Below are 22093 nucleotides of genomic sequence, written 5' to 3'. Positions count from 1 at the left end.
TTTTGCGGGAAGCGATACGATGGATGCGCAGGCGTCGTCGTCGACGGAAATCCCGCGACCCGCTAGACTACGCCGTTCCTTGCAACGACGGACAACGGCCTTGGCTCATCGCGATTCCCGCTCATTCGATCAAGCGCCAAAGCGCTGGTACATCGACGTGCGCGGCAACGGCGTCGGCCAATGTGTCGATCGACGCAAGCCTGCGCGCGTCGTGATCGATGCGCTGGGCATCATCGAGCCCCGCCCAGCGCAGCAATGCCGCGCAGGCATCGGGACCGTCGAAGAGGCCATGCAGATAAGTGGCGAAAATCTGCCCATCGTCGGATATGGCGCCGTCGGGCCGCGGCTCGTCGCTAGCGCCCTGGCGCAGCCACATGGCCGGCCGCGCGAGCGCCGTGCCCGTCGTCGTCCCCATGTGGATTTCATATCCATGCACAGGCGCATCGCCGAGTGTCAGCGAACCCTCGGTGCGGACGAGTTGTTTTTCGGGCGCAAGCTCGGTCTCGAAATCGAGCAGCCCGAAGCCGCGGGTGCGTTCGGTCGAGCTCTCGATGCCAAGCGGATCGCGCATGCCGCGTCCGAGCATTTGCATTCCGCCGCATATGCCGATGACCTTCCCGTTATACCGCAGATGGCGACGCAGGTAGCCCTCCCACCCCTGTGCGCGAAGCCAAGCGAGATCGCGTTGAACGCTTTTACTGCCGGGCAGAATGACGAGATCCGCTGCGGGCAGCGGTTCGCCGGCCCGGACGTAGCGGAAGTCGACTTGCGGGTGCGCGCGCAGCGGATCGAAATCGGTGTGATTGCTGATGCGCGGCAGCGCCGGCACGATCACGCGCAACACCGTGTCGTCCGAGGCGGGTGCGTGCCGTGCGGCCGGCAACATGTCCTCCGCATCGAGCCAAAGGCCTGGCACGAACGGCACCACGCCGAGCACGGGTTTGCCGGTGCGTGCTTCGACCCAATCGATGCCGGGTTGGAGAAGCGCCGGGTCGCCCCGAAATTTGTTGACGATCACGCCCTTGACGCGCGCGCGTTCAGCCTCCGAAAGACAGGCGAGCGTGCCGATGATTTGCGCGAACACGCCGCCTCGATCGATATCGGCAACGATGACGACGGGGCAATCGGCCGCTTCGGCGAAGCCCATGTTCGCGATATCGCCCTCGCGCAGGTTGATTTCGGCCGGACTGCCTGCGCCTTCCACAAGCACGAGATCGTAGGCGGCCCGCAGTCGTTCGAACGATTCGAGCACGGCCTGCATGGCGATCGGCTTGTACGCGTGATAGGCCCGCGCATCGAGGTTGCCGCGCGCCCGACCGTGGACGATGACTTGCGCGCCGATGTCGCTGTTCGGTTTGAGCAGCACCGGGTTCATATCCGTATGAGGGTCGACACCGGCCGCCAACGCTTGCCAGGCCTGGGCGCGGCCGATTTCGCCGCCATCGACGGTGACGGCGCTGTTGAGCGACATGTTTTGCGGCTTGAACGGCGCGACGCGGATGCCGGCTCGCGCGGCGATTCGGCACAGCGCGCCGACAAGCGTGCTTTTGCCCGAATCGGAGCTCGTTCCTTGAATCATCAGCGCACGTGGCATGGGGGGTGTCCTGAGCGGGTCGAATACGAAGCGCGCCTTTTGCGCGAGCATCGCGCGGCGGGCGCGTGCCGTGAAGCAGGGCTGCATTATGTCACCGCCGCTCGCGTCGGCGCATACGCATGCGTGCGGCAACTCGGCCGGACAACGGACGCTTCGGCGGGAGCATTGCAATGATGGCACTGCCGTCCTTCGCGGCCATCGCCATGCTCGCCATCGTGGGCGTCGTACTCGACTGGTGGCTGGGCGAGCCGCAGCGCGCTCATCCGCTCGTCGCATTCGGGCGATTCGCAAAGCGGCTCGAACGATCGCTCAACCCGGACCGCGATACGGTTGATACGCGAACCGAACGATGCGATTCTCGCGCGCGGCTGGCCGCGCTGCGCGTTCGCGCGCTCGGCGTCGTCGGTTGGGCAGTGGCTGTCGTGCCGCCGGTCGCGCTATCGATCGTGCTCGCGCGCGTGCTACCGGTCGCGTTTGGATGGATGCTCCATGCGTTGTTGCTGTGGTTCGCGCTCGGTGCGCGCAGCCTTTCCGATCACATCGCTCCGATCGAAGGCGCGCTCGCGAACGGCGATTTGCCGCGCGCACGCGCGCTGGCATCGCGCATCGTCACGCGCGATCTTTCGGACGCGGAAGCATCGGCCGTCGCACGCGCTGCCGTCGAATCGGCCCTCGAAAACGGCAACGACGCGATTTTCGGGGCCTTGTTCTGGTTCGCCATCGCGGGAGGGCCGGGCGCGCTGGGCTATCGGCTCGTCAACACGCTCGATGCGATGTGGGGCTATCGCACGCCGCGGTTCATCTCGTTCGGCTGGGCCGCCGCCCGCCTCGACGATGCGGCCAACTATCTGCCCGCGCGCCTGACCGCGCTGACTTACGCGCTGTGCGGCAATCCGCGCAACGCATTGCGGTGTTGGCGGACACAGGCAGCGGCGTGGGACAGCCCGAACGCGGGGCCTGTCATGGCAAGCGGCGCCGGCAGCCTCGACGTATCGTGCGGCGGAAGCGCCCGCTATCATGGCGTCGACGAAGCGCGCCCACCGCTCGGCAGCGGCGCCGCGCCGCATGCCCGCGATATCGGGCGAGCGCTGTCGCTCGTCCGGCGGGCGCTCTTGGCATGGCTGGCCGGCCTGATCCTGCTAGCCGCCGCGTCAATGGTGTTTTGAGCAGATCATGTCGACATCCGAGCGTCCCATCGTCTCCGTTGCCGTGCCTCATGGCGGCAACCTTTCCGAAGCCGTGCGCCGTTACGGCATTGCTCGCGAAGACTGGATCGACCTTTCGACCGGCATCAATCCATGCGGTTATCCGGTGCCCGATATCGACGCGCAGGCGTGGCTGCGCTTGCCCGATGACGGCGACGATCTCGAAGCGATCGCGGCCGCCCATTATGGCGCGCCGCGCGCACTGGCCGTGGCAGGCACCCAAGCGGCCATTCGCATCCTGCCGCAGGTCCTGCCCGTGGGGCGCATCGGTATCGGCCTGCTGACTTACGGCGAATATGCGCCGGCGTTCGCAGCCGCGGGTTTTACGGTGGAGCGCTTCGTCACGGAGCCGTTTGCCGATCGGCGCGACGCCGCCGATTTCCTTCTTCCTCCGGGCGTGCCGCTACCGGCGAGGCTGACGCATCTGGTCGTCGTGAACCCCAACAACCCCGGCACCGAATCGTTCGATGCAGCCACGCTGCTCGACTGGCATCGTCAGCTCGTTTCGCGCGGCGGAGGCCTTATCGTCGACGAGGCGTTCGTAGAGGCGACGCCGCATCTCAGCGTGGCCTCGCATATCGAGACCGATGGCCTTGTCGTATTGCGCTCGGTCGGCAAATTCTATGGCCTCGCTGGCGCCCGGGCCGGGTTCGCGCTCGCTCCGGCCGCGCTCGATGACGCGATGCGTGGACTGCGTGGGCCGTGGACCGTATCGGGCCCGGCGCGTAGCGTTGTGCGGGCCGCGTTGCTCGACGAACCGTGGCAGCGCTCGATGCGTACCCAGCTGCGCGACGCGTCGGCGCGCCTCGTGGCCTTGCTCGAGCGGCACGGATTGAAAGCGACGCATACGCCCCTCTTTGCCTGGGTACGCCGCGCCGATGCCGCTCGTCTGCAGGACGGACTCGCACGTCGCGCCGTGTGGGTCCGACGATTCGATGTCGTGCCCGGGCTGCGGTTTGGCTTGCCCGCCGACGAACGCGCGTGGGAGCGCCTCGATCGGGCGTTGCGCGAGGCATTGGCGACGGACGATACGCTGTGAGCCGTTGATCGCGCGCAACTTTGTTGCCGATTCGTCGGAGGGCGGGTCGCCCGCTCAGTAATTCTTGCAGTTGTCGCGGTGCGCACGATTTGTGCCCGATTTTTATTCGCGCATTTACGGCGATTTGACCATACGGCATATTGGTTTTTGCGAGTGGCGGCGATATCTTTGCTGAATCGACGAGCAAGGAACTGCCACATGAACGAAGCATCGCATTCGTTGCGCCAGCCGCAGGGTTGGGACTTTCTTTCGGGCGGCGGCGAACTGGGAGGCCTCATCCGCGCATTCGATTGGAGCGGGACGCCGCTCGGTGCGCCTGATACGTGGCCGCAAAGCCTCAAAGTCGCGCTGCGCATCATGCTCAATTCGAGCCAGCCGATCTGGATTGGCTGGGGCAAGCAATTGATCTATTTTTATAACGATCCATACAAGTCGATTATCGGCGGTAAGCACGAATGGGCGCTGGGCCGGCCGATAAAGGACGTGTGGGGCGAAATATGGAGCGATATCGAGCCGATGCTCGATATGGCGATGAGCGGGGGCCGCGGCACTTATGTCGAGGAGCAACTGCTCGTCATGGAGCGTAACGGCTACCCCGAGGAAACGTATTACACGTTCTCGTTCAGCCCCATTCCAAACGACGACGGCAGCGCCGGCGGAATCATTTGCGCAAGTACGGACGATACGCCACGCGTTATCGGCGAACGGCAACTGGCGCTGTTGCGCGATCTGGCCGCCGATGCAACGCGTGCCCGAACCTGGCAGGAAGTGTGCGCACGCAGCGCGCAGGCACTCGGCACGAACGCGCGCGATCTGCCGTTCGCGATGATTTATATGGCGGACGATATGGGCGCACCGACGCTCCAGCTCGCGTGTGCGGCCGGGGTCGATCGCGCCCACCGGGCCGCGCCGCATTCGATCGCCGCGGACGATTCGTCGATCTGGCCGGTCGGCGAGGTATTGCGCACGCGCACACCCACGGTGGTCTCGGAGCTTGACGAACGCATTGGCGTACCGTTGCCGAGCGGTCCTTGGGACGAGCCCCCTGCGCAAGCGGCATTGCTGCCCATCGTGCCGGGCGCGGAAACCGGGCGGGCTGGCGTGCTCGTGGTCGGGCTCAATCCGTATCGCCTGTACGACGGTAACTATCGAAGCTTTCTCGGGCTCGTTGCCGGACAGATTTCGGCGGCCATCGGCCATGCCCAGGCCTACGAGGACGAGCGGCGGCGTGCCGAAGTCCTGGCCGAAATCGACCGTGCCAAGACCGCGTTCTTTTCGAACGTGAGCCACGAGTTTCGGACGCCGCTCACGCTGATGCTGGGACCGCTCGAAGATGCCATCAACGATTCGTCGGCGAATGCGCTGGAGCCGCCTCAACGGCGCCGCCTGCTGACCGCACACCGCAGCAGCGTGCGGTTGCTCAGGCTCGTCAATTCGCTGCTCGACTTCTCGCGCATCGAGGCGGGGCGTGCGACAGCGATGTTCGAGCCGACGGATGTGGCCAAGTTCACCGCGGAACTCGCGTCGAGTTTCGAGTCGGCCACCCAGCGGGCCGGCCTCGAATTGTCTATCGAGTGCGAGAGCCTGCCGCAGCCGGTCTACGTCGACCGCGATATGTGGGAGAAGATCGTCCTCAACCTCCTATCCAATGCGTTCAAGTTCACGTTCGAAGGGCGCATCGAGGTGCGCACGCAGGTGTCGCCCGACGGCGAAGCAGCGCAGATCGTCGTTCGCGATACGGGTGTCGGTATTCCCTCGAACGAGCTTGCGCGCTTGTTCGAGCGTTTTCACCGTGTCGAGGGGCAGCGCAGCCGCTCCTTCGAAGGGTCCGGTATCGGCCTCGCGCTCGTGCACGAACTCGTCAAGCTGCACGGCGGCACGATCTCCGTCGATAGCGAGGTGGGACGCGGTACCGCATTCACCCTGAGCCTTCCATTCGGCACCGCCCATCTGGCGCCCGATCGCATCGGTCCCGAACGCCTGCTTGCATGGACGCCCCACCGTGCCGGTGCGTACGTCGAAGAGGCCCTGCGCTGGCTGCCGCAGGCGGGCGCGGAGGACGGCGACGAGGCCCCGTCCGAGCGCGCCGACGATCTGCCGACGCTGCCGTTCGGCAGCCGGACGAGGGGAGCGCGCGTGCTTGTCGTCGACGATAACGAGGACATGCGCCGCTATATGAGCCGGTTGTTGCGGGGGCAATGGGAGGTCGACACTGCCGCCGATGGGCACGAAGCGCTCGCGGCGATCCGCGAGCGCAGGCCCGACGTCGTCTTGAGCGACGTCATGATGCCGGGTCTCGACGGCTTCGGCTTGCTGCGTGCAATTCGTTCGGACTCCGAATTACGTGATCTGCCGGTCGTGCTCGTTTCCGCGCGTGCGGGCGAAGAGGCGAGTGTCGAGGGATTGGGCGCGGGCGCCGACGACTATCTGACGAAGCCGTTTTCGGCTCGCGAGCTTCTCGCGCGCGTCAATGCAAACCTCGAGATGGCGAGGCTGCGACGCGAGGCCACACGCGATCTACGCGAAAGCGAGGCGCGGTTCCGGAACATGGCCAATCACGCACCGGTGATGATGTGGATCAGCACGCCGGAGGCCGAATTCGATTATCTGAACCAGCCTTGGTGCGAGTTCACCGGACAGACGCTCGACGAGGCCATAGGCGCAGGCGCCTGGGCAGCACTGCACGACGAGGATCGCGAGAGCGCCCGCCAGGCCTTTCTCGATGCCCATGCCGAACGCAGGCCGTTTCGCGCCGAATACCGGGTACGGACCGCTGCCGGCGATTATCGCTGGGTGTTGGGCGCGGCGGTACCGCGCTTCGGCGACGACGGAAAGTTTCTCGGCTACATCGGCTCGATCATCGATATCTCGGATCGTAAGGAGGCCGAACAGATTTTGCGCGAGGCGAACGTCGTACTGGAAAGACGCGTCGCCGCGGCGATTGCGGAACGCCTGCATACCGAGGCGCAATTGCGCCAGGCGCAAAAAATGGAGGCGATCGGCAAGCTTACGGGCGGTGTCGCTCACGATTTCAACAACGTCTTGCAAGTCATAGCCGGCAATCTTCAACTGCTGAGCCGCGACGTATCGGGGAATCTGCGCGCCGAGCAGCGGCTGCAGACCGCCGTTGCCGCGACGGCACGCGGTTCGCGGCTCGCTTCGCAACTGCTGGCATTCGGACGTCGGCAACCGTTGTCGCCGAAGACGGTCAATCTTGGCAGACTGATTCGCGGCATTGACGACATGCTGCGCCGCTCGCTTGGAGAAAGCGTCGAAATCGAAACGGTGATCACGGGCGGCCTGTGGAATACGTTCGTCGATACCGTGCAGGTCGAAAATGCCCTGCTCAATCTGGCGATCAATGCGCGCGACGCGATGCAGGGTCACGGCAAGCTCACGATCGAAGCGGGCAATGCTTTTCTCGACGACGTCTATGTCGCGCGTCATCCTGACGTGGCGCCCGGCCAATACGTCATGGTCGCCGTGACCGACACCGGTTGCGGTATACCGGCCGAGTTGCTCGAGCGTGTCTTCGAGCCGTTCTTTACGACGAAACCCGAAGGCCGCGGCACGGGCCTCGGGCTCAGCATGGTCTATGGTTTCGTCAAGCAATCGGGCGGACACATCAAGATCTACAGCGAGCTCGAGCAGGGTACGACCGTGCGGCTCTATTTGCCGCGCGCGCGCCAGCCCGAGGATGTCGAGACCGAAATCGAGGCCGGGCCGATCACGGGCGGTACGGAAACCGTTCTCGTCGTCGAGGATGACGAAGACGTGCGCGGAACGGTCGTCGATCTGCTCTCCGAGCTCGGGTATCGCGTGCTGCGGGCGAAGGATGCGCAAAGCGCGCTCGCGATCGTCGAAAGCGGGGTGCCGATCGACCTGGTATTCACCGACGTCGTCATGCCGGGTCCCCTCGACAGTCCCGAGCTGGCCCGCCGCGCGCGGGAACGACTACCCAACATCGCGGTTCTGTTCACGTCGGGCTATACCGATAACGCGATCGTGCATGGCGGCCGGCTCGACGATGGCGTCGATCTGCTCAGCAAACCCTATAGCCGCGAAGCGCTGGCGCGCAAGATTCGCCACGTGTTGCGGCATCAGGTGCGAGGCAAGCCGGCATTGCCTTCGCCGCCGTTGCTCGCGACGGACGATCCGCAGCCCGTCAACGCCGTCCGTATGCCTGGCCGCTTGCGCGGGCGCGTGCTGCTGGTCGATGACGACCCGATGGTTCGCTTCACAACGGCGGACATGCTGTCCTATCTCGGCTATGCCGTGACTGAAGCCGCCGATGCGACGCAAGCGCTGGTACTCCTCGGCAAGCACACGTTCGATGTGATCGTGACGGACATCGCACTGCCCGATCTGTCCGGCGACGAACTGGCGATGCGGGCTGTCGCATTGCAGCCGGGGTTGCGCGTGATCTTCGCATCGGGATACGACGAGCTGCCCGACGGCCGCAAGCCGGAAGCGCTCGCCGGAGCCACCATGCTGCGCAAGCCGTATGACCGCCAGCAGATGGAAGCGTTGCTGGATGCGGCCATGATGGTACGCATGTCGACGGGTTCAGCCACCGCACCGGTGACCGGATACCGCGGCTAGGCCGCGCCGTCCGACGAGGCGGGCTCCCGCGTGGTGAGGTTTTTCGGGAGCCCCGGGGCGTGAGGTGAGGTTTTTCGGGATAAAGAGTGCTTGTTTGCCCCGTTGCGGTGTGTTGCAGGGTGCTTTGCGTGCGATTTTCTGCTTCGCGGGACGCTTTTCGGCGAGTTGGCGCCCGCCGTGCCGCGCGAAGTCCCGCATTTTCTCCCGTAAAGGCTCACCTTGTCGCGCGGCGGCGCCGATGGTGAGCTTTTACGGGATGGCACTTTCGTGCTTTGGGATACTCCGACGCAATATGCGGAGTAGACCTCGTTATTGGTTTTGACGTTTTGCTTTTTGGAAGTTTTGTATCGATAATTGACATCGACGGCCTGAAACACAATCTGGCGCGCGTCCATCCGGACCCGCCGTTGGGCGGTTGTAACCGCCTGCTGCCGCGAGTCGAGTATGATTCGGCTCGGGTCAAATAAGGGGCTCCACACCCCCGCATCAACTACAACCGGAATCATCGATGGAACAGCTTGAAGGCGAGGCTCGCGAACGATTGATTCGCTGGCTCCGGCGTCGCATGGACGAATACGGCATTACGGTCGAAGCTGTGGCGGAATCGATTTCCGCCGACAAGCAGGCTGAACGGCCCATCCTTTACCGCGATGCGATGGGCAATACGTGGGATGGCTACGGAGATCCGCCGGATTGGTTGCGTCGTGCCGTCGCCGCCGGACAGAATATGGATTTCTATCGCTGCGAGGGATAACCGGGCGCGAGGCCTGGGGCCTTCAGCGCTCGGAGTCCGTCGGCGGCCATTCGTTTTCGAAAACGCACTCGGATAGCGGCATTCGTTGGGCCCAGTGTTCGATTTCGAGCATCGGCCGAGGATAGAAGCGCTCGACGTGCCCGAGGCATAGTATGGCGACAGGCCGGGCGCCCACCGGCATCCGCAACAAGCGGCGAACGTCGTCCACCTCGAAGAGCGACACCCATCCCATGCCGAGCCCTTCCGCGCGTGCAGCGAGCCACATGTTCTGAATCGCGCAGGCAACAGACGCCAGATCCATATCGGGCATCGTGCGGCGACCGAATACGTGCTTTTCGCGGCCATCCATCAGTGCCATGACGAGCAGCTCGGCGCACTCGAGCATGCCTTCCACCTTGAGCTTCATGAATTCGTCGCTGCGCTCGCCGAGCGCAACGGCTGTGCGTGCGCGCTCGCGCTCGACGGCATCGTGCAGCGCTTTGCGCCGTGCGTCGTCGGTCACCCTGACGATTCTCCATGGCTGCATATATCCGACGCTCGGTGCGTGATGCGCCGCATCGAACAGGCGGGCGAGCACGTGCGGGTCGACCGGCTTGCGCACGAAATGACGCATGTCCCGCCGTTCATGGATGGCGCGATATACGGCCGCGCGCTCCCCGTCGTCGAATTGCATTGCCATCGAGAAATTGGCCTTTGAGGCTCGCGAAGTCTGTGGATATATCCTGGCGCGCCGCTTGCGCCATTCGATGGCAGGCAGTGAGCGCCGGCGGGCCCAAAGATACCACGCGCATCGGCATGCGCCCCTTACATGGCGGATGTGCTCGTATGACCCGCTCGCACGGGCCGGGAACAGCCGTTGCGACGCGATAGAGGCGAGTCTCGGAGATTTTCTTCAGCCAACAGGAGGACCAGATGACATCGCGAAAACCCAGCCAGGCCGCGCCGACCAACCCGCGCGGGCATGATCGTGGCGATCACCGGCAGCCTCAGCAGCAACAGAATCAGCAAAAGATGCCGCGTCACCAAGGCGGCCAGCGTCAGCCGTAGCCGAGCGGCGCGTCGGACCGACCGGCGCGCTTCGTTCGAGTCATGTCATTTATGCAGCAGTTGCCGCAGCGCATTGACGTCGTTGCCGCTGATCGGCTGAGCGCTGTTGCCCCATGCGCTGCGGATGTAGGTCAGCACTTGTCCCATCTGTGCGTCGACCAGTGTGCCGGCAAACGCGGGCATCCGTTGGCGAGGCGGACCCGACTTCGTGGCGGGGCTGTTTCCACCCTCCACGAGCAGGCGGATCAGCGACGTCGTATCTTTCGCGAGCACCGACGGATTGCCCGCGAGCGCAGGGAACACATTGGGCACGCCCTTGCCGTCGAGCCTGTGGCAACGCGCGCAAAACGATCGATAGACGATGTTTCCGAGCGACTGATCGTCGGCCACGCGATTGCCGTTCGCGCTCGGCTGAGTCGATGCGTCTTGCGGTGCAAACGTGCCGGAAGGTTCGCGCGCCGGCAGCGACTTCAGGTAGTGGGCGATTGCGAGCAGGTCGCCATCGCTGAGATATTGCGTACTGTCCTCGATCTGCTGAACCATGCTCCCGTAGGCCACGATGCCGGCGCCATGGCCCGTCTTCAGGAAGCGCGCGATATCGATTTCGCTGAGGCGGCCTAAGCCGGAGCCCGCGTCGCCTGTCAGATTCGACGCGAACCAGTGGTCGTTGATACCACCGGTCAGGAAACGCGGCGCCGATTCGTCGTAGCCGCGCTCTTCGTAGGCGAAGCCGCGCGGCGTATGGCATGCACCGCAGTGACCCAGCGATTGAACGAGATAGGCGCCACGATACCATTGCGCATCGCGTCCCGATGGCTGCCGAACGCCCTTGTGCGGCATAAACGCCCATTGCCAGAAACGCAACATCCAGCGCTGGTTGAACGGAAATGCGACGTCGGAGGGAGGCGTCGGCTTCGACACCGGTGGCACGCCCTGCATCATGAACGTGTAGAGCGCGTGCAAGTCGCCATCGCTCATTTTGGCGAACGCCGTGTACGGCATCGCCGGGTAGAGTCGCTTGCCGCCGCGCGCGACGCCTTCGCGCAGTGCTTTTGCGAAATCATCGTAGCTGTAGCGGCCGATGCCGTAGCGCACATCGGGTGTGATGTTGCTGGTTACGATGGTGCCGAACGGCGAGCCCATGCCGAGTCCGCCCGCGTAAGGCGCCCCGCCTTCGGGTGCTGTATGGCAGCCTGCGCAGTCAGCGGCTTTTGCGATGTACGCGCCGCGTTCGAGCAGGGTGGCGTCGGCACCCGAGACAGCATCGGCCCGATGCGGTGCGGCGGCCTGCTTTGCGTCATCGGTGGAGGCATGCGCTGTTTCCCGTCCGGCGTTGCCCATCGCTATGGCGACGATGGCAGGCAGCGTCAGCAGCAGCAATCGCAGGGCGAGCGAGGCCTTCATCGCGTGGGCTCCCGAAGCGACGCAGCGTTGGGCTCCGGAATCGGCTCTGCCGATGGTGCGTGCGATATGAGCGGAATGAGCGGAGAGTGAGCGCGAGTCAACCATCGTCCAGCAACGATCAGCGCGCCGATCAAATAGGCGAGCGAGGCGGGCACCCACATGACGAGCCCACCAAGTTGTTGATCGCCGAGCGGCTCCATGCCGAGTGCGCTCGTCGGCTCGACATAGGACGGATACCAGACGCCCGGCGAGAGCGTGATGAGCGCGCCGAGGGCGCCGGTATGGACCATCGTCGTGAAGAGTGAAAGCATCGCATGGCCCGAACCGCGCCGTGCCGCCCCCTCGCCGAGAATCGACCACCAGAAGATCAGGGCGGTCCCCAGGAAGCTTGCATGTTGCAGGGTATGAACGGCGGAATGGGCGAGTGCGCTCTCGAAGAACGGCGGCGCGTGCCAGGCCCAGAGCGCCACGGCATGGAGAACCCAGGCCGGCAGCGGAGCGACCAGCGCGCGCCATGCGGCCGACCATGCGCGCGTGCGCAATACACGGCCGATCGCCATACGGGCACGTTGCGGCAGCGCCCATATCCAGATGCCGAGTGGCCGGCCCGCGACGAGAAGCGGCGCGGCGACGATCATCATCGCTTCATGCTGCACCATGTGCGCCGAAAAAAGTGCCGCGCTCAACGCGTCGAGCGGTGAGACGAGCACAGCGGCGAGTACGATCCACCCCGCTGCGAACGCCATCAGATGCGTCTGTCGCGCGCGACGTCCAAGACGGGAACGTCGCGTCAGTCGGACGAATCCCGCGAGATACGCGGCCAGGCTCAGCGCGAGTAAGGCGATCACCCACGAGTCGAACGTCCAGCCAAACACGGGTGTACCCGAGGCCACCGTGGCGGGCGTATGCGCCGAGGCCGGCGCGGCGAGGGCGGCAGCGAAGAGCGCCGTCGCACACCGCACGGACGACCTCGCGCAGGCGCCCACGCTCATCGGCAGGCGGAGAGCAGCCATTGCGGGAACCACATCATCAGTTGCACGAGCGTGCCCAGCGCGCCGACGATCGTCGCGGCAAACGCCAGAAATGCCTCGCGCGCGTCGCGCGATTCATAACTTGCCGAAAACGGCACGGACGTTTGGCGCCATCGACGATAGGCCAGCGCAGTCGCCGCAATCGAGACAGCGAACGCGATGCCGCTCACGGCATTCAGCGGCGCTCGGGTGTGCCACGCGCAGGCGTAGTGAACGAGAGCATAGTCGGCGCTTTGTGTCGCGAGCACGAGTGCGGGTACCGCCAGCAGCGCGAACCAGGTTTTCATTGCGTTCATACGGTGCGTCCTCTCCTTCGACCGGTTCCATCGGCTCGACCGGCGCGGCCGGCCGTCAAAACAGTGCTCGCGGTGCCAGATAGACGACGGCGTAAATCGGTATCCAACTGAGCACGACGAAATACCAATACAGCGCGTTTTCGCTGACATCGACGAATCGTCGACCCTCGATCGGTCCCGTAAACAGCAGCACGCCCAGAACGGCCGTATCGATCGTATCGGTGACCAGGTGCGTCGTGTGCAGGCCGAGCAGAAACCACACGATCGATCCGTAGGCGTTCGCGTACCACTTCACGTTGAGCGCCGCAAATTCGAGACCGCGCACGGCGAGAAAGGCGAGGGAAAACGCGAGGCATATCGTCAGCCAGAGTCTGCAGCGCGGTAGATCGAGACGCTGCGCGGCCCGCTTCGTCAATTCGTTCGGCACGAGGCTCACGAGCAGAATCGCGAGGTTTGCCGTACCCCAGCGCATCTCGGGCGGCGGGGCATCGAGCGGCCACGCCGCGTTGATATCGCGCAGGTAGAAGTACATCGCGACGGCGATCGCGAAGACCGTCCCCTCGATCAGCATCAGTCCGGCCGTCGCCCACCACATCGCGCTGCGATGTCCGAAGCCGAAGCTCGGCAGATCGCGGACATCGACCGAAGCGCGTCCGTCGCGCGAGGAAGCATCGCCGCTGCTCATGGCTTGCGCTCCAGCGCCATGGCTTGCGCGTGATGACGCCGCGTCGGCCAGAACCATGCGGTCAGTGCAATGACGACCGGCACGGAACCCCACACGACAGCCCACGGCGTGAAGATCGAACCGATGAAGAGCACGGTCGTGGCAACGGCACTGACGAACGGCCAGATCGATGGCGTCGGGAACAGCGAGCGCAGGTCCGGGCGCGCGTCGAGCACCGTCGTGAGCAGTACCTCGCGGGCATCGGCCGCAAGTCCGCTGACATGGGCGGGATGCGTTGGCGGATCCCAGAGCGGATCGCGGCCGTGCACGACCGGCAGCGCATCGAAGTTGTGCGGCGGCGGCGGGCTCGGCGCGGCCCATTCGAGCGTGCCGGCGCCCCAGGGATTCGGGCCCGCGCTGGGCCCATGCCGGAGGCTTCGCCAGACGTTGAAGACGAACAGCAGCACACTTGCCGCGATGGTCCACGCGCCGACGGTCGAGATCAGGTTCATCGCGGACCAGCCCATACCGGCCGGATAGGTCCAGACGCGCCGTGGCATGCCGTGGAGTCCCAGCCAGTGCATCGGAAAAAACGCGACGTTGAAGCCGATGAAGAAGAGCCAGAACTGCCAGCGTCCGAGCCGCTCGTCGAGCATGCGTCCCGTGACCTTCGGAAACCAGTAGTGAACGGCGGCGAAGAGCGGGAAGACGGCACCGCCGATCAGCACGTAGTGCAGATGCGCGACGACGAAATAAGTGTCGTGCAACTGCAGATCGAGCGATACCGAGCCGAGCATGACGCCGGTCATCCCGCCCAGCACGAGAATGAAGAAGAATGCGAGGACGAACAGCAGCGGCGTTTTGAGGTTCAGGCGGCCTGTGAGGAGCGTGGCGATCCAGCAATAGATTTGCAGGCCGGAGGGAAGGGCGATCATCACGCTCGCGGCGGTGAAAAAACTTTTGCCCAGCTGCGGAACGCTGGTGGCGAACATGTGGTGAACCCATAGCCCGAAGGCCAGGAAAGCGGTCGCTATCAGCGCGAGGACGATCGCGGTGTAGCCGAATATCGGTCGCCGCGCGAAGGTTGGCAGGATCGACGAGATGAAACCGAGTGCCGGGATGAAGATCAGATAGACCTCCGGGTGGCCGAAGAACCAGAAGAGGTGTTGCCAGAGCAGGACGTCGCCACCGAGCGACGGATTGAAGAACTGCGTCCCGACGAGCCGGTCGAGAATCAGCGCGGTACTGGCGAGCATCACGGCCGGCATGGCGAAGATGACCATGAACTGCGTGACGAGCGTGGCCCATGCGAAAAGCGGTATGCGGTTGAGCGACATGCCGGGTGCCCGCATCTTGAGGATCGTCGTGATCAGCACGATGGCTTCGAGCAGCGAGGCAAGCTCGGTGAACGTGATCATCTGCGCCCAGATGTCGGTGCCCTTGCCGGTGGCGTAGTCGGGGCCCGCAAGCGGAACATAGCTGAACCAGCCCGCGCGCGGGCCGGCGCCGAGCACGAAGGCGACGTACAGCGTGAGTCCGCCGAACAGGAACACCCAGTAGGCATAGGCGTTCATGCGCGGAAAGGCGATGCTGCGCGCGCCGACCATCAATGGGATCAGATAAATCGCCACGGCCTGCATGACCGGGACGCCGAAGAGAAACATCATCGTCGTGCCGTGCATCGTGAACAGCGTGTCGTACAGGTCGGGGCCGACGAGGTGCAGGCCCGGCCGTGCCAACTGCAGACGCATCGCGAGCGCGAGCATGCCTGCCAGCGCAAAAAATGCGAACGTCGTGACGACGAAGCGGCGCGCGATGGTCTTGTGGTTGACCGCGGCGAGCATCCCGACGATGCCCGGCGGGTCGTCCCATGTGCGGGCGAGCAGGCGCCGCGTGGTATCGGTGGCGGTCGGGCCGTCGACTCGATGTTCGTCGCGGCTGCTCGAGAACTCGGGGCCGGTGTGCGCCATCGTCATTTGAGCGTGGTGAGCCAGGCGACGAGCGCCTGAATGTCGGGGGCCGGCAACGCGCTCGCGGGCATGGTCGCGCCGGGCTTGGCTGCCTGCGGATTACGGATCCATGCGGCGAGGTTGGCCGGATTGTTTTCGAGCGCGCCCGCGGCCAGCGTGCGGCGGCTCATCAGATGCGTGAGGTCGGGCGCGAGCATGCCGAGCGCATGCGTGCCACGTACGGTATGGCAGTTCGCGCATGCCGACGCCTCGAAGAGCGCCCGGCCGCGCGCGGCCAGTGCGTTGTCCGGCGGCGCGGCCGGCAGGCGTTGCGCGGCTGCCCAGGCGGCATAGCGCTGGGGCGGGTCGGCCATGACAGTCATGGCCATCAGCGCATGTTCGGTGCCGCAGAACTCCGCGCATTGGCCGCGGTAAGCGCCGGGCCGGTCCGCGCGGAATTCGATCGTCGAACCGATGCCCGGCAACAAGTCCTTCTTGCCATGGAGGTTCGGCACCCAGAAACTATGAATGACATCGCCGGCCGCCAGCGACACGATCACGGGCCGGCCTACGGGTACGTGCAGTTCGTTGGCGACGGCGAAACCGGGTGCGCCGTCCTCGGGTGCGTAGTTTGCCTGCCACCACCACTGCCACCCGGTAACCTGGACGTGCAGCGCGTGGGCGGCCGGCAGTTTCGAAAGCGCCCGATCCGTCAGTGCGTCGGCCACTGTCAGCCCGACGAGCAGCACGACGGAAACGGTGGTTGCCGCGATGACGGCCCGTCGCGGGCCGCGCTCCGGGCGGGTATTGGCCGACAGATCGGGTGCGGCCGGCGTATCGGCGCGGCGGCGCGCCAGCCCCACGAGTACGGCCAGAAGCACTGCGGCGAAGACCGCGCCTGTCACGATGAGCGTGAAGTGCCAGAGGCGCGCGATATGGGCCGCTTGCACTCCTGCAGGCGCGAGCGCATCGTGCTGTGGAGTGGCTTGTGCGAGGACGGTGATCCAACCGGCGGCGAACATGACAGACCTTCCGAACATGACAGACCGTCCGACGTGCGGTGTGGGACCGCAGCGGTTGGCATGCGAAGTGCGGGGTCGTTTCATGCGGCGGCGACAATGGGTGGGACGTCAGCCGAAGAGCACGTTCTGTTCCCGCAGGAATTCGATCGGACGCATGAACACTTACGAGACGGCGCGATGAACGAGGTGCCCATGTCAGATCGTCGGCGAGGCTTGAGCGCTCGTACGGCCAGGCAGCTTCGCGAAGTGCTCGAAGGCCGGCGCCGCGGCGCGCGCATGCTACTGCCGTTCGCCGGGCCGGCAGTAGTCGTTTCGGTCGCTTACATGGACCCCGGGAATATTGCAACGAATCTGCAGGCAGGCGCGGGATACGGATATGCGTTGCTGTGGGTCGTGCTGTTTGCGAATGTCGTCGCGATGCTGTTCCAGTCGATTTCGGCGCGCGTCGGGGTGGTGACGGGCGAGAGCCTGGCCCGCGTTTGTGCACGCGCTGCGCCCAAGCCGGTGACATTGGCGATGTGGTTCGTCGCCGAGATCGCGGCGATGGCCACCGACCTGGCGGAGTTCCTCGGGGCAGCTATCGGTTTTTCGCTGCTTGCGCATCTGCCGCTCATCGTCGGCATGGGCGTCACGGCTGTGCTGACCTGGGGGCTACTGCTGATGCAGGGGCGCGGTTTTCGTCCGCTCGAGCTTGCGATCGGTGCGCTGGTCGGCGTCATTGTGATCGCCTATCTCGCGCAATTGCTGTTCGTGCCGCTCGACTGGAGCGCAGTTGCGCGCGGAACGTTCGTGCCGACGGTCGCCGATCGTGAGGCGCTCTTCGTGGCTGTGGGTATCGTGGGCGCCACGGTGATGCCGCATGCCCTGTTTCTTCATTCGGGACTGACGGGCGAGCGCGTCGCGCCGCTCACCGATGGCGAACGGCGCACGCTGCTGCGCTATTCCAACGCGGAAGTCGTCATCGCACTCGGCGTGGCGGGGCTCGTCAACATGACGATGGTGGCCATGGCCGCGGGTGCGTTTCACTATGGATTCCCGCGGATGGCACAGATCGACGTCGCCTATCGGACGCTGATGCCGCTCTTCGGTTCGATGGCAGGCGGGCTGTTTCTGACCGCCTTGATGGCATCGGGCATATCGAGTTCGGTCGTCGGCACGATGGCGGGGCAGATGATCATGCGGGATTTTCTGGGCTTTACCGTGCCGCTCTGGTTGCGCCGGCTCGTCACGATGCTCCCGGGATTCATCGTCGTCGGAATGGGTGTGGACGCCACGCGTGCGCTCGTGCTGAGCCAGGTCGTACTGAGCATCGCCGTGCCCGTACCCATGATTGCGTTGTTGGCGGTTGCCTGCCGGCGACGGGTGATGGGCGGCTATCGACTGGGGCCGCTCGCAATGTCGCTCGCCATCGTGTTTGCCGCGGCGGTATTGCTGATGAACGGAGTGCTCGTCGCGCGCATTGTCGGGTAGTGGCGATCGCGCTCGGCGTGAACCCGACCTGCGTCGCGGCTAGCGGTGGTGGACCGCCGCGGTCGCTGGCTTCGCGCCGGCCAGAATTCGTCGGATCTGCGCCAAATGCTGCTCCGCGAGCACGCAGTCTTGCGCGGCGCGAACCGGCCGACGCGGTGCCGGCGGCCAGATCCCCAGATAGCGGCACAGTGCCGAGACAAACACGGGACGACCCGAGTGCGCCAAGTGCCGCGCCGCTTCGGTCACGCGCACGTTCCCCGCGTGGGTCATGAGCCAAGCCAGCGCCTGCCGGTCGTCGTCATTCGCAATTCGGATCAGCCGTTCCATACAGAGCCTATACTGTATAAATGAACAAGTATATATATACAGTATTTTTAGGAAGCGCGCAAATCGCTGGCCGTTGACGTCAACATGAGTGCCTGGTGTATGAGATATACGAAGCGGTCAGGCTTGCCGAGCCGCGGGGTAACCGATCGCATAGGAGGGCGGATACCCGATCGCATAACCGGGATGCCCAAAATAACCCTGCGGCTGAACGTAATGGCCCGCGTAAGGCGCGGTATGGGCGCCGTAGCCAGCGTAGTAGCTGCCCGACGGCGGCGCGTGATAAACGACGGGGTTGAACAAGCCGCTGCGCAGTCCGCTCAAGAATCCGCTCGTCAAACCCGGCAACCCGAAGCGCACCGTATGTCGACGGCCGAAATAATGAAAGCCGACGTGTGCATGCACGCGGCCGTATGCGTCCTCTCCATGACCGTATGAAAAGCCGATCGGCCGATGCGCGCCCACCACGTGCGTGCGATATTCCGGCACGCTCCAATGCGGCGAATAAACCGGGTAACCGTAGGCGGGTGCGGGTGCCACGGTTGCCGCATGAGCGCCCTGAGCGCCATGAGCCCCCGGCGTCGATTGATTCGCGTTCTGCGCAGCGGGCTTCGGCTTGTCGGCACCCGGCTTGAGCGTCGGCCGCGGCGGATTCGTGCCCGATGCCGACGCGGGCCCGCTTTCCGCCGGCCGAGAAGGTTCTCGCGCGACAAGCAGGCTTGCCGCTGCGTCCGATCGCTCTCTCGCGGTCACCGGCAGCGTACGTTGCCGTTCGAGCGCGACGCGCGAAAAATCGGCCAGCCGGCTCATGGATTGCGTGCGTCGCAGCGACCCATTGCCGTCAGCGGGACGCTCGCCGCCGGCGCTCGCGCGTTGCGTGAGCGCCCCCAGCATGGCGTCGCCGCGGCTCAACCCCGGGCGTGCCGCGCCGGCGGGGAGCCCGCCGGGGGCTTTGCCATCTTTGGTCGACGCGGGGTGGTGATCGCCGAGCTGTGCAGCGGACGATCCGATCCGTAGGGGCATGGTTCACTCCTGCCGCCCGCGCCGGTCATCGGCCGGCACGGCCGTGGATTAACGTTGATCTGCACGGCAGCGTAGTCCCTCCTCATGAGGTTTCTTGCATCCAGCGGCGAGGGCTAGCGCCACTGAGCGAAACGTTCCCGATCGATCGGGACATCCAGCGCGGCAGACCCGGCAACAGGGAAGAAAGGCGGAGGTGAGCTTTTACGGGAGCACCTGCTTCCACGTCGCTTGCGCTGACAAGGGTGAGCTTTTACGGGACTGGCAATTCGGCATCCGCCAATCCGACGTCCGTCACGAAAATCGGAAACGTGCGAAGATCGTGGGTTTCGACGTCGCGTATGCGCGTCGTGGCGACCCTGACCGGGGCAAGTCGGCCCCGGCATCCCTGAGTTGAGGAGAGATTGACGATGGAGATCACCGGACACATGCTGATCGGCGCAGAGGCAGTGCGCGGCACGGCTGGCACGCTGCGCGCGTTCGACCCCGCGCGCAACGCGGAAATCGAGCCGGCGTTCGGCGCGGGCGATGCGAACGACGTCGATCGTGCCTGCCGGCTCGCGCGTGAGGCATTCGACCCGTTTCGCCAGGCCCCGCTCGAGCAGCGCGCCCGGTTCCTGGAGGCGATCGCCGAGCAGATCATCGCGTTGGGCGATGCGCTGATCGAGCGCGCGCATATCGAATCCGCCTTGCCGAAGGCGCGGCTCGAAGGCGAACGCGGTCGCACTGTCGGCCAGTTGAAACTGTTCGCCGCGCTCGTGCGCGATGGCCGCTGGTTGGGCGCCACGCTCGACTCGGCACAACCCGAGCGCAAGCCGCTGCCGCGCTCCGACTTGCGGTTGCAGAAGATTCCAGTGGGACCGGTGGCCGTCTTCGGTGCGAGCAACTTCCCGCTGGCGTTCTCGGTGGCGGGTGGCGACACCGCGTCGGCTTTCGCCGCCGGTTGTCCCGTCGTCGTCAAGGCGCACCCGGCGCATCTGGGCACTTCCGAACTCGTTGGCCGTGCCATCGCGCAGGCGGTCAAGGAGTGCGGCTTGCCGGCCGGCGTCTTCTCGCTCGTGATCGGTGCGGGTAATGCGGTCGGCGAAGCGCTTGTCGCGCACCCCGCCATCAAGGCCGTTGGCTTCACCGGTTCGCGCGGCGGCGGTATCGCACTGATGAAGATCGCGGCGCAGCGCCGCGAGCCGATTCCGGTCTACGCCGAAATGAGCAGTATCAATCCGACGTTCGTAATGCCAGGCGTGCTCGCGTCGCGTGCAGCGGAAACGGCGAACGGTTTCGTCGAATCGCTGACGCTCGGCGTCGGTCAGTTCTGTACGAACCCCGGTCTCGTCGTCGTACTCGAAGGGCCGAATACGCAAGCGTTCATCGACGCGGCCGTGAAAGCGCTCGAAAAGAAGGGTGCACAGACGATGCTGACGGCCGGAATCGCCTCGGCGTATCGCGACGGCGTGACGCGCCGCAGTGGGGTCGAAGGCGTGAAGCGCGTTGCTGTCGGCGCGGCCAGCGATGCGCCGAATTCGGCACTGCCGGCGCTGTTCGCGACGACGCAATCGCAGTTCCTGCAACAACCGCCGCTCGAAGATGAAATCTTCGGTCCGACGTCGCTGATCGTGACTTGTCGTGACATCGACGAAATGGTCGAACTCGCGGAACATCTCGAAGGCCAACTGACGGCCACGTTGCACCTCGAGCGCGACGACCACGAGCTTGCGCGCAAACTGCTGCCGGTTCTCGAACGCAAGGCCGGCCGCATTCTCGCGAACGGCTATCCGACAGGTGTGGAGGTCTCACACGCGATGGTCCACGGTGGCCCGTTCCCGGCGACATCGGATCCACGTTCGACTTCTGTCGGCACGCTTGCGATCGATCGTTTCCTGCGTCCGGTTTGCTATCAGGATCTGCCGCCCGCATTGTTGCCGCAAGCAGTACACGATGAGAATCCGCTCGGGCTCTGGCGCCTGCGGGACGGCACGTTCGAGCGTCGTTGACCTGCGATGTGCATAGCAGGCAGCCGGCCCGATCACGGGGCCGGCTGCCTGCGTGAGCCGGTGTGAACGGCGATCGGCTCAGCCACCGACGCGATAAACGCGCCCGGTCTGAGCGCCTTCGACACTGCGGCTGTAGGCAATCGCCACGCGCTTCGCGCTGACGGTTTCGAAGCCTCTGAAGTACGCTCCGTATGCCTCCACCGATTCGTCGAGCAGGGTCGGGCTGACGATATTGATCCGGATGCCGCGCGGCAACTCGATTGCCGCGCCGCGCACGAAACCCTCGAGCGCGAGATTCGCGGTGGTGGCGTTGACGCCGCCCCGGATCGGTTCGTCGGAGAGAATGCCGCTCGTCAACGTGAACGAGCCGCCGTCGTTGACGTGATGCTGAGCCGCCAATACGACGTTGACTTGTCCCATCAGTTTGTTGCGCAGACCGATCCAGAACTGATCGGCCGTCATTTCGGCGAGCGGGCCGAAATGCACTTCTCCCATCGTCGTCACGACGGCGTCGACGCGGCCGATGTCATGAAAGAGCCGTTCGACGCTGTGCAGATCGGTTGCGTCCACGTGGTGGTCGCCGCGCGTCGCACCGACTTCGACGATCTCGTGACGTTGTTTCAGTTCCGCACAGACAGCCCGGCCAATGGTGCCGGACGCGCCGATCACAACGATCTTCAT

At 65.0% G+C, this 22093-nt stretch carries 17 protein-coding genes; 6 read left to right on the top strand and 11 right to left on the bottom strand.

Features of this window, described 5'->3' with window-relative positions:
* Window positions 1-121: 121 nt before the first annotated feature.
* Window positions 122-1594, bottom strand: coding sequence for a cobyric acid synthase (locus ACR9ZC_RS06385; RefSeq protein WP_481579582.1), 1473 nt, complete (start codon window positions 1592-1594; stop codon window positions 122-124).
* A 173-nt stretch (window positions 1595-1767) separates the two neighbouring features.
* On the opposite strand from ACR9ZC_RS06385, the gene ACR9ZC_RS06380 reads away from it, so the two are divergent.
* From ACR9ZC_RS06380 to ACR9ZC_RS06365, 4 genes are all read left to right on the top strand, one after another.
* Window positions 1768-2760 carry a CobD/CbiB family cobalamin biosynthesis protein gene (locus ACR9ZC_RS06380; protein ID WP_481579739.1) on the top strand — a complete coding sequence of 331 codons (993 nt, stop codon included), beginning with the start codon at window positions 1768-1770 and terminating at the stop codon, window positions 2758-2760.
* A gap of 7 nt (window positions 2761-2767) precedes the next feature.
* Window positions 2768-3838, top strand: coding sequence for a threonine-phosphate decarboxylase CobD (cobD, locus tag ACR9ZC_RS06375; protein WP_481579581.1), 1071 nt, complete (start codon window positions 2768-2770; stop codon window positions 3836-3838).
* 198 nt (window positions 3839-4036) lie between these two features.
* Window positions 4037-8440, top strand: a complete 4404-nt coding sequence (locus ACR9ZC_RS06370) for a response regulator (RefSeq protein ID WP_481579580.1) — start codon at window positions 4037-4039, stop codon at window positions 8438-8440.
* A gap of 508 nt (window positions 8441-8948) precedes the next feature.
* The gene (locus ACR9ZC_RS06365; RefSeq protein ID WP_173260386.1) at window positions 8949-9194 is read left to right on the top strand and encodes an H-NS family nucleoid-associated regulatory protein; all 246 of its coding nucleotides are present in this window, start codon (window positions 8949-8951) and stop codon (window positions 9192-9194) included.
* A gap of 22 nt (window positions 9195-9216) precedes the next feature.
* On the opposite strand, the gene bluB is transcribed toward ACR9ZC_RS06365, so the two are convergent.
* The 7 genes from bluB to coxB form a co-directional block, all read right to left on the bottom strand.
* A complete protein-coding gene (bluB, locus tag ACR9ZC_RS06360; RefSeq protein ID WP_481579579.1) occupies window positions 9217-9873 on the bottom strand; it encodes a 5,6-dimethylbenzimidazole synthase in 657 nt (218 codons plus the stop codon).
* Between the two features lie 413 nt (window positions 9874-10286).
* Window positions 10287-11582, bottom strand: coding sequence for a c-type cytochrome (locus ACR9ZC_RS06355; RefSeq protein WP_481579738.1), 1296 nt, complete (start codon window positions 11580-11582; stop codon window positions 10287-10289).
* Between the two features lie 59 nt (window positions 11583-11641).
* Entirely contained in the window at window positions 11642-12658 is a 1017-nt protein-coding gene (locus ACR9ZC_RS06350; protein ID WP_481579578.1) for a cytochrome c oxidase assembly protein, read from the bottom strand.
* A complete protein-coding gene (locus ACR9ZC_RS06345) occupies window positions 12634-12972 on the bottom strand; it encodes a hypothetical protein (protein ID WP_440561022.1) in 339 nt (112 codons plus the stop codon). The genes ACR9ZC_RS06350 and ACR9ZC_RS06345 overlap by 25 nt, the downstream gene beginning before the upstream one ends.
* A 55-nt stretch (window positions 12973-13027) precedes the next feature.
* On the bottom strand, window positions 13028-13657 hold the full coding sequence (locus ACR9ZC_RS06340; protein ID WP_481579577.1) for a cytochrome c oxidase subunit 3: 630 nt from the start codon (window positions 13655-13657) through the stop codon (window positions 13028-13030).
* Window positions 13654-15606: a cytochrome c oxidase subunit I gene (gene ctaD, locus ACR9ZC_RS06335; RefSeq protein WP_481579737.1), complete on the bottom strand. Its 1953-nt coding sequence runs from the start codon at window positions 15604-15606 to the stop codon at window positions 13654-13656. The genes ACR9ZC_RS06340 and ctaD overlap by 4 nt, the downstream gene beginning before the upstream one ends.
* A 2-nt stretch (window positions 15607-15608) precedes the next feature.
* A complete protein-coding gene (coxB, locus tag ACR9ZC_RS06330; protein WP_481579576.1) occupies window positions 15609-16607 on the bottom strand; it encodes a cytochrome c oxidase subunit II in 999 nt (332 codons plus the stop codon).
* 192 nt (window positions 16608-16799) lie between these two features.
* On the opposite strand from coxB, the gene ACR9ZC_RS06325 reads away from it, so the two are divergent.
* Window positions 16800-18077, top strand: a complete 1278-nt coding sequence (locus ACR9ZC_RS06325) for an Nramp family divalent metal transporter (protein WP_481579575.1) — start codon at window positions 16800-16802, stop codon at window positions 18075-18077.
* 39 nt (window positions 18078-18116) lie between these two features.
* Here ACR9ZC_RS06325 and ACR9ZC_RS06320 read toward each other — a convergent pair whose 3' ends face one another.
* Both ACR9ZC_RS06320 and ACR9ZC_RS06315 read right to left on the bottom strand, forming a co-directional pair.
* Complete coding sequence (locus tag ACR9ZC_RS06320; RefSeq protein WP_331568596.1) at window positions 18117-18404, bottom strand: CppA family protein; 288 nt, start codon at window positions 18402-18404, stop codon at window positions 18117-18119.
* A gap of 117 nt (window positions 18405-18521) precedes the next feature.
* On the bottom strand, window positions 18522-19424 hold the full coding sequence (locus ACR9ZC_RS06315) for a hypothetical protein (protein ID WP_481579574.1): 903 nt from the start codon (window positions 19422-19424) through the stop codon (window positions 18522-18524).
* Between the two features lie 407 nt (window positions 19425-19831).
* Between ACR9ZC_RS06315 and ACR9ZC_RS06310 the strand changes: the two genes are divergently transcribed.
* Window positions 19832-21412 (top strand): aldehyde dehydrogenase (NADP(+)), encoded by a 1581-nt coding sequence (locus ACR9ZC_RS06310; protein ID WP_481579573.1) that lies wholly within the window; start codon window positions 19832-19834, stop codon window positions 21410-21412.
* A 78-nt stretch (window positions 21413-21490) separates the two neighbouring features.
* Here ACR9ZC_RS06310 and ACR9ZC_RS06305 read toward each other — a convergent pair whose 3' ends face one another.
* On the bottom strand, window positions 21491-22093 hold the full coding sequence (locus tag ACR9ZC_RS06305) for a short chain dehydrogenase (protein WP_481579572.1): 603 nt from the start codon (window positions 22091-22093) through the stop codon (window positions 21491-21493).

The sequence above is a fragment of the Trinickia sp. HAY1-2D genome (genome assembly GCF_056754935.1).
Note: the sequence above shows the minus strand (reverse complement) of the source record. Positions and strands in the feature narration are given on the sequence as shown.

Excerpts from the sequence above, each read along its gene's own strand:
- bluB (WP_481579579.1), bottom strand. The coding sequence starts at position 9,873 with ATGGCAATGCAATTCGACGACGGGGAGCGCGCGGCCGTATATCGCGCC.
- ACR9ZC_RS06365 (WP_173260386.1), top strand. The coding sequence starts at position 8,949 with ATGGAACAGCTTGAAGGCGAGGCTCGCGAACGATTGATTCGCTGGCTC.
- ACR9ZC_RS06380 (WP_481579739.1), top strand. The coding sequence starts at position 1,768 with ATGGCACTGCCGTCCTTCGCGGCCATCGCCATGCTCGCCATCGTGGGC.
- ACR9ZC_RS06355 (WP_481579738.1), bottom strand. The coding sequence starts at position 11,582 with ATGGGCAACGCCGGACGGGAAACAGCGCATGCCTCCACCGATGACGCA.
- cobD (WP_481579581.1), top strand. The coding sequence starts at position 2,768 with ATGTCGACATCCGAGCGTCCCATCGTCTCCGTTGCCGTGCCTCATGGC.
- ACR9ZC_RS06315 (WP_481579574.1), bottom strand. The coding sequence starts at position 19,424 with ATGCCCCTACGGATCGGATCGTCCGCTGCACAGCTCGGCGATCACCAC.
- ctaD (WP_481579737.1), bottom strand. The coding sequence starts at position 15,606 with ATGGCGCACACCGGCCCCGAGTTCTCGAGCAGCCGCGACGAACATCGA.
- ACR9ZC_RS06370 (WP_481579580.1), top strand. The coding sequence starts at position 4,037 with ATGAACGAAGCATCGCATTCGTTGCGCCAGCCGCAGGGTTGGGACTTT.
- ACR9ZC_RS06320 (WP_331568596.1), bottom strand. The coding sequence starts at position 18,404 with ATGGAACGGCTGATCCGAATTGCGAATGACGACGACCGGCAGGCGCTG.
- ACR9ZC_RS06340 (WP_481579577.1), bottom strand. The coding sequence starts at position 13,657 with ATGAGCAGCGGCGATGCTTCCTCGCGCGACGGACGCGCTTCGGTCGAT.
- ACR9ZC_RS06345 (WP_440561022.1), bottom strand. The coding sequence starts at position 12,972 with ATGAACGCAATGAAAACCTGGTTCGCGCTGCTGGCGGTACCCGCACTC.
- ACR9ZC_RS06305 (WP_481579572.1), bottom strand. The coding sequence starts at position 22,093 with ATGAAGATCGTTGTGATCGGCGCGTCCGGCACCATTGGCCGGGCTGTC.
- ACR9ZC_RS06350 (WP_481579578.1), bottom strand. The coding sequence starts at position 12,658 with ATGGCTGCTCTCCGCCTGCCGATGAGCGTGGGCGCCTGCGCGAGGTCG.
- ACR9ZC_RS06325 (WP_481579575.1), top strand. The coding sequence starts at position 16,800 with ATGTCAGATCGTCGGCGAGGCTTGAGCGCTCGTACGGCCAGGCAGCTT.
- coxB (WP_481579576.1), bottom strand. The coding sequence starts at position 16,607 with ATGTTCGCCGCCGGTTGGATCACCGTCCTCGCACAAGCCACTCCACAG.
- ACR9ZC_RS06385 (WP_481579582.1), bottom strand. The coding sequence starts at position 1,594 with ATGCCACGTGCGCTGATGATTCAAGGAACGAGCTCCGATTCGGGCAAA.
- ACR9ZC_RS06310 (WP_481579573.1), top strand. The coding sequence starts at position 19,832 with ATGGAGATCACCGGACACATGCTGATCGGCGCAGAGGCAGTGCGCGGC.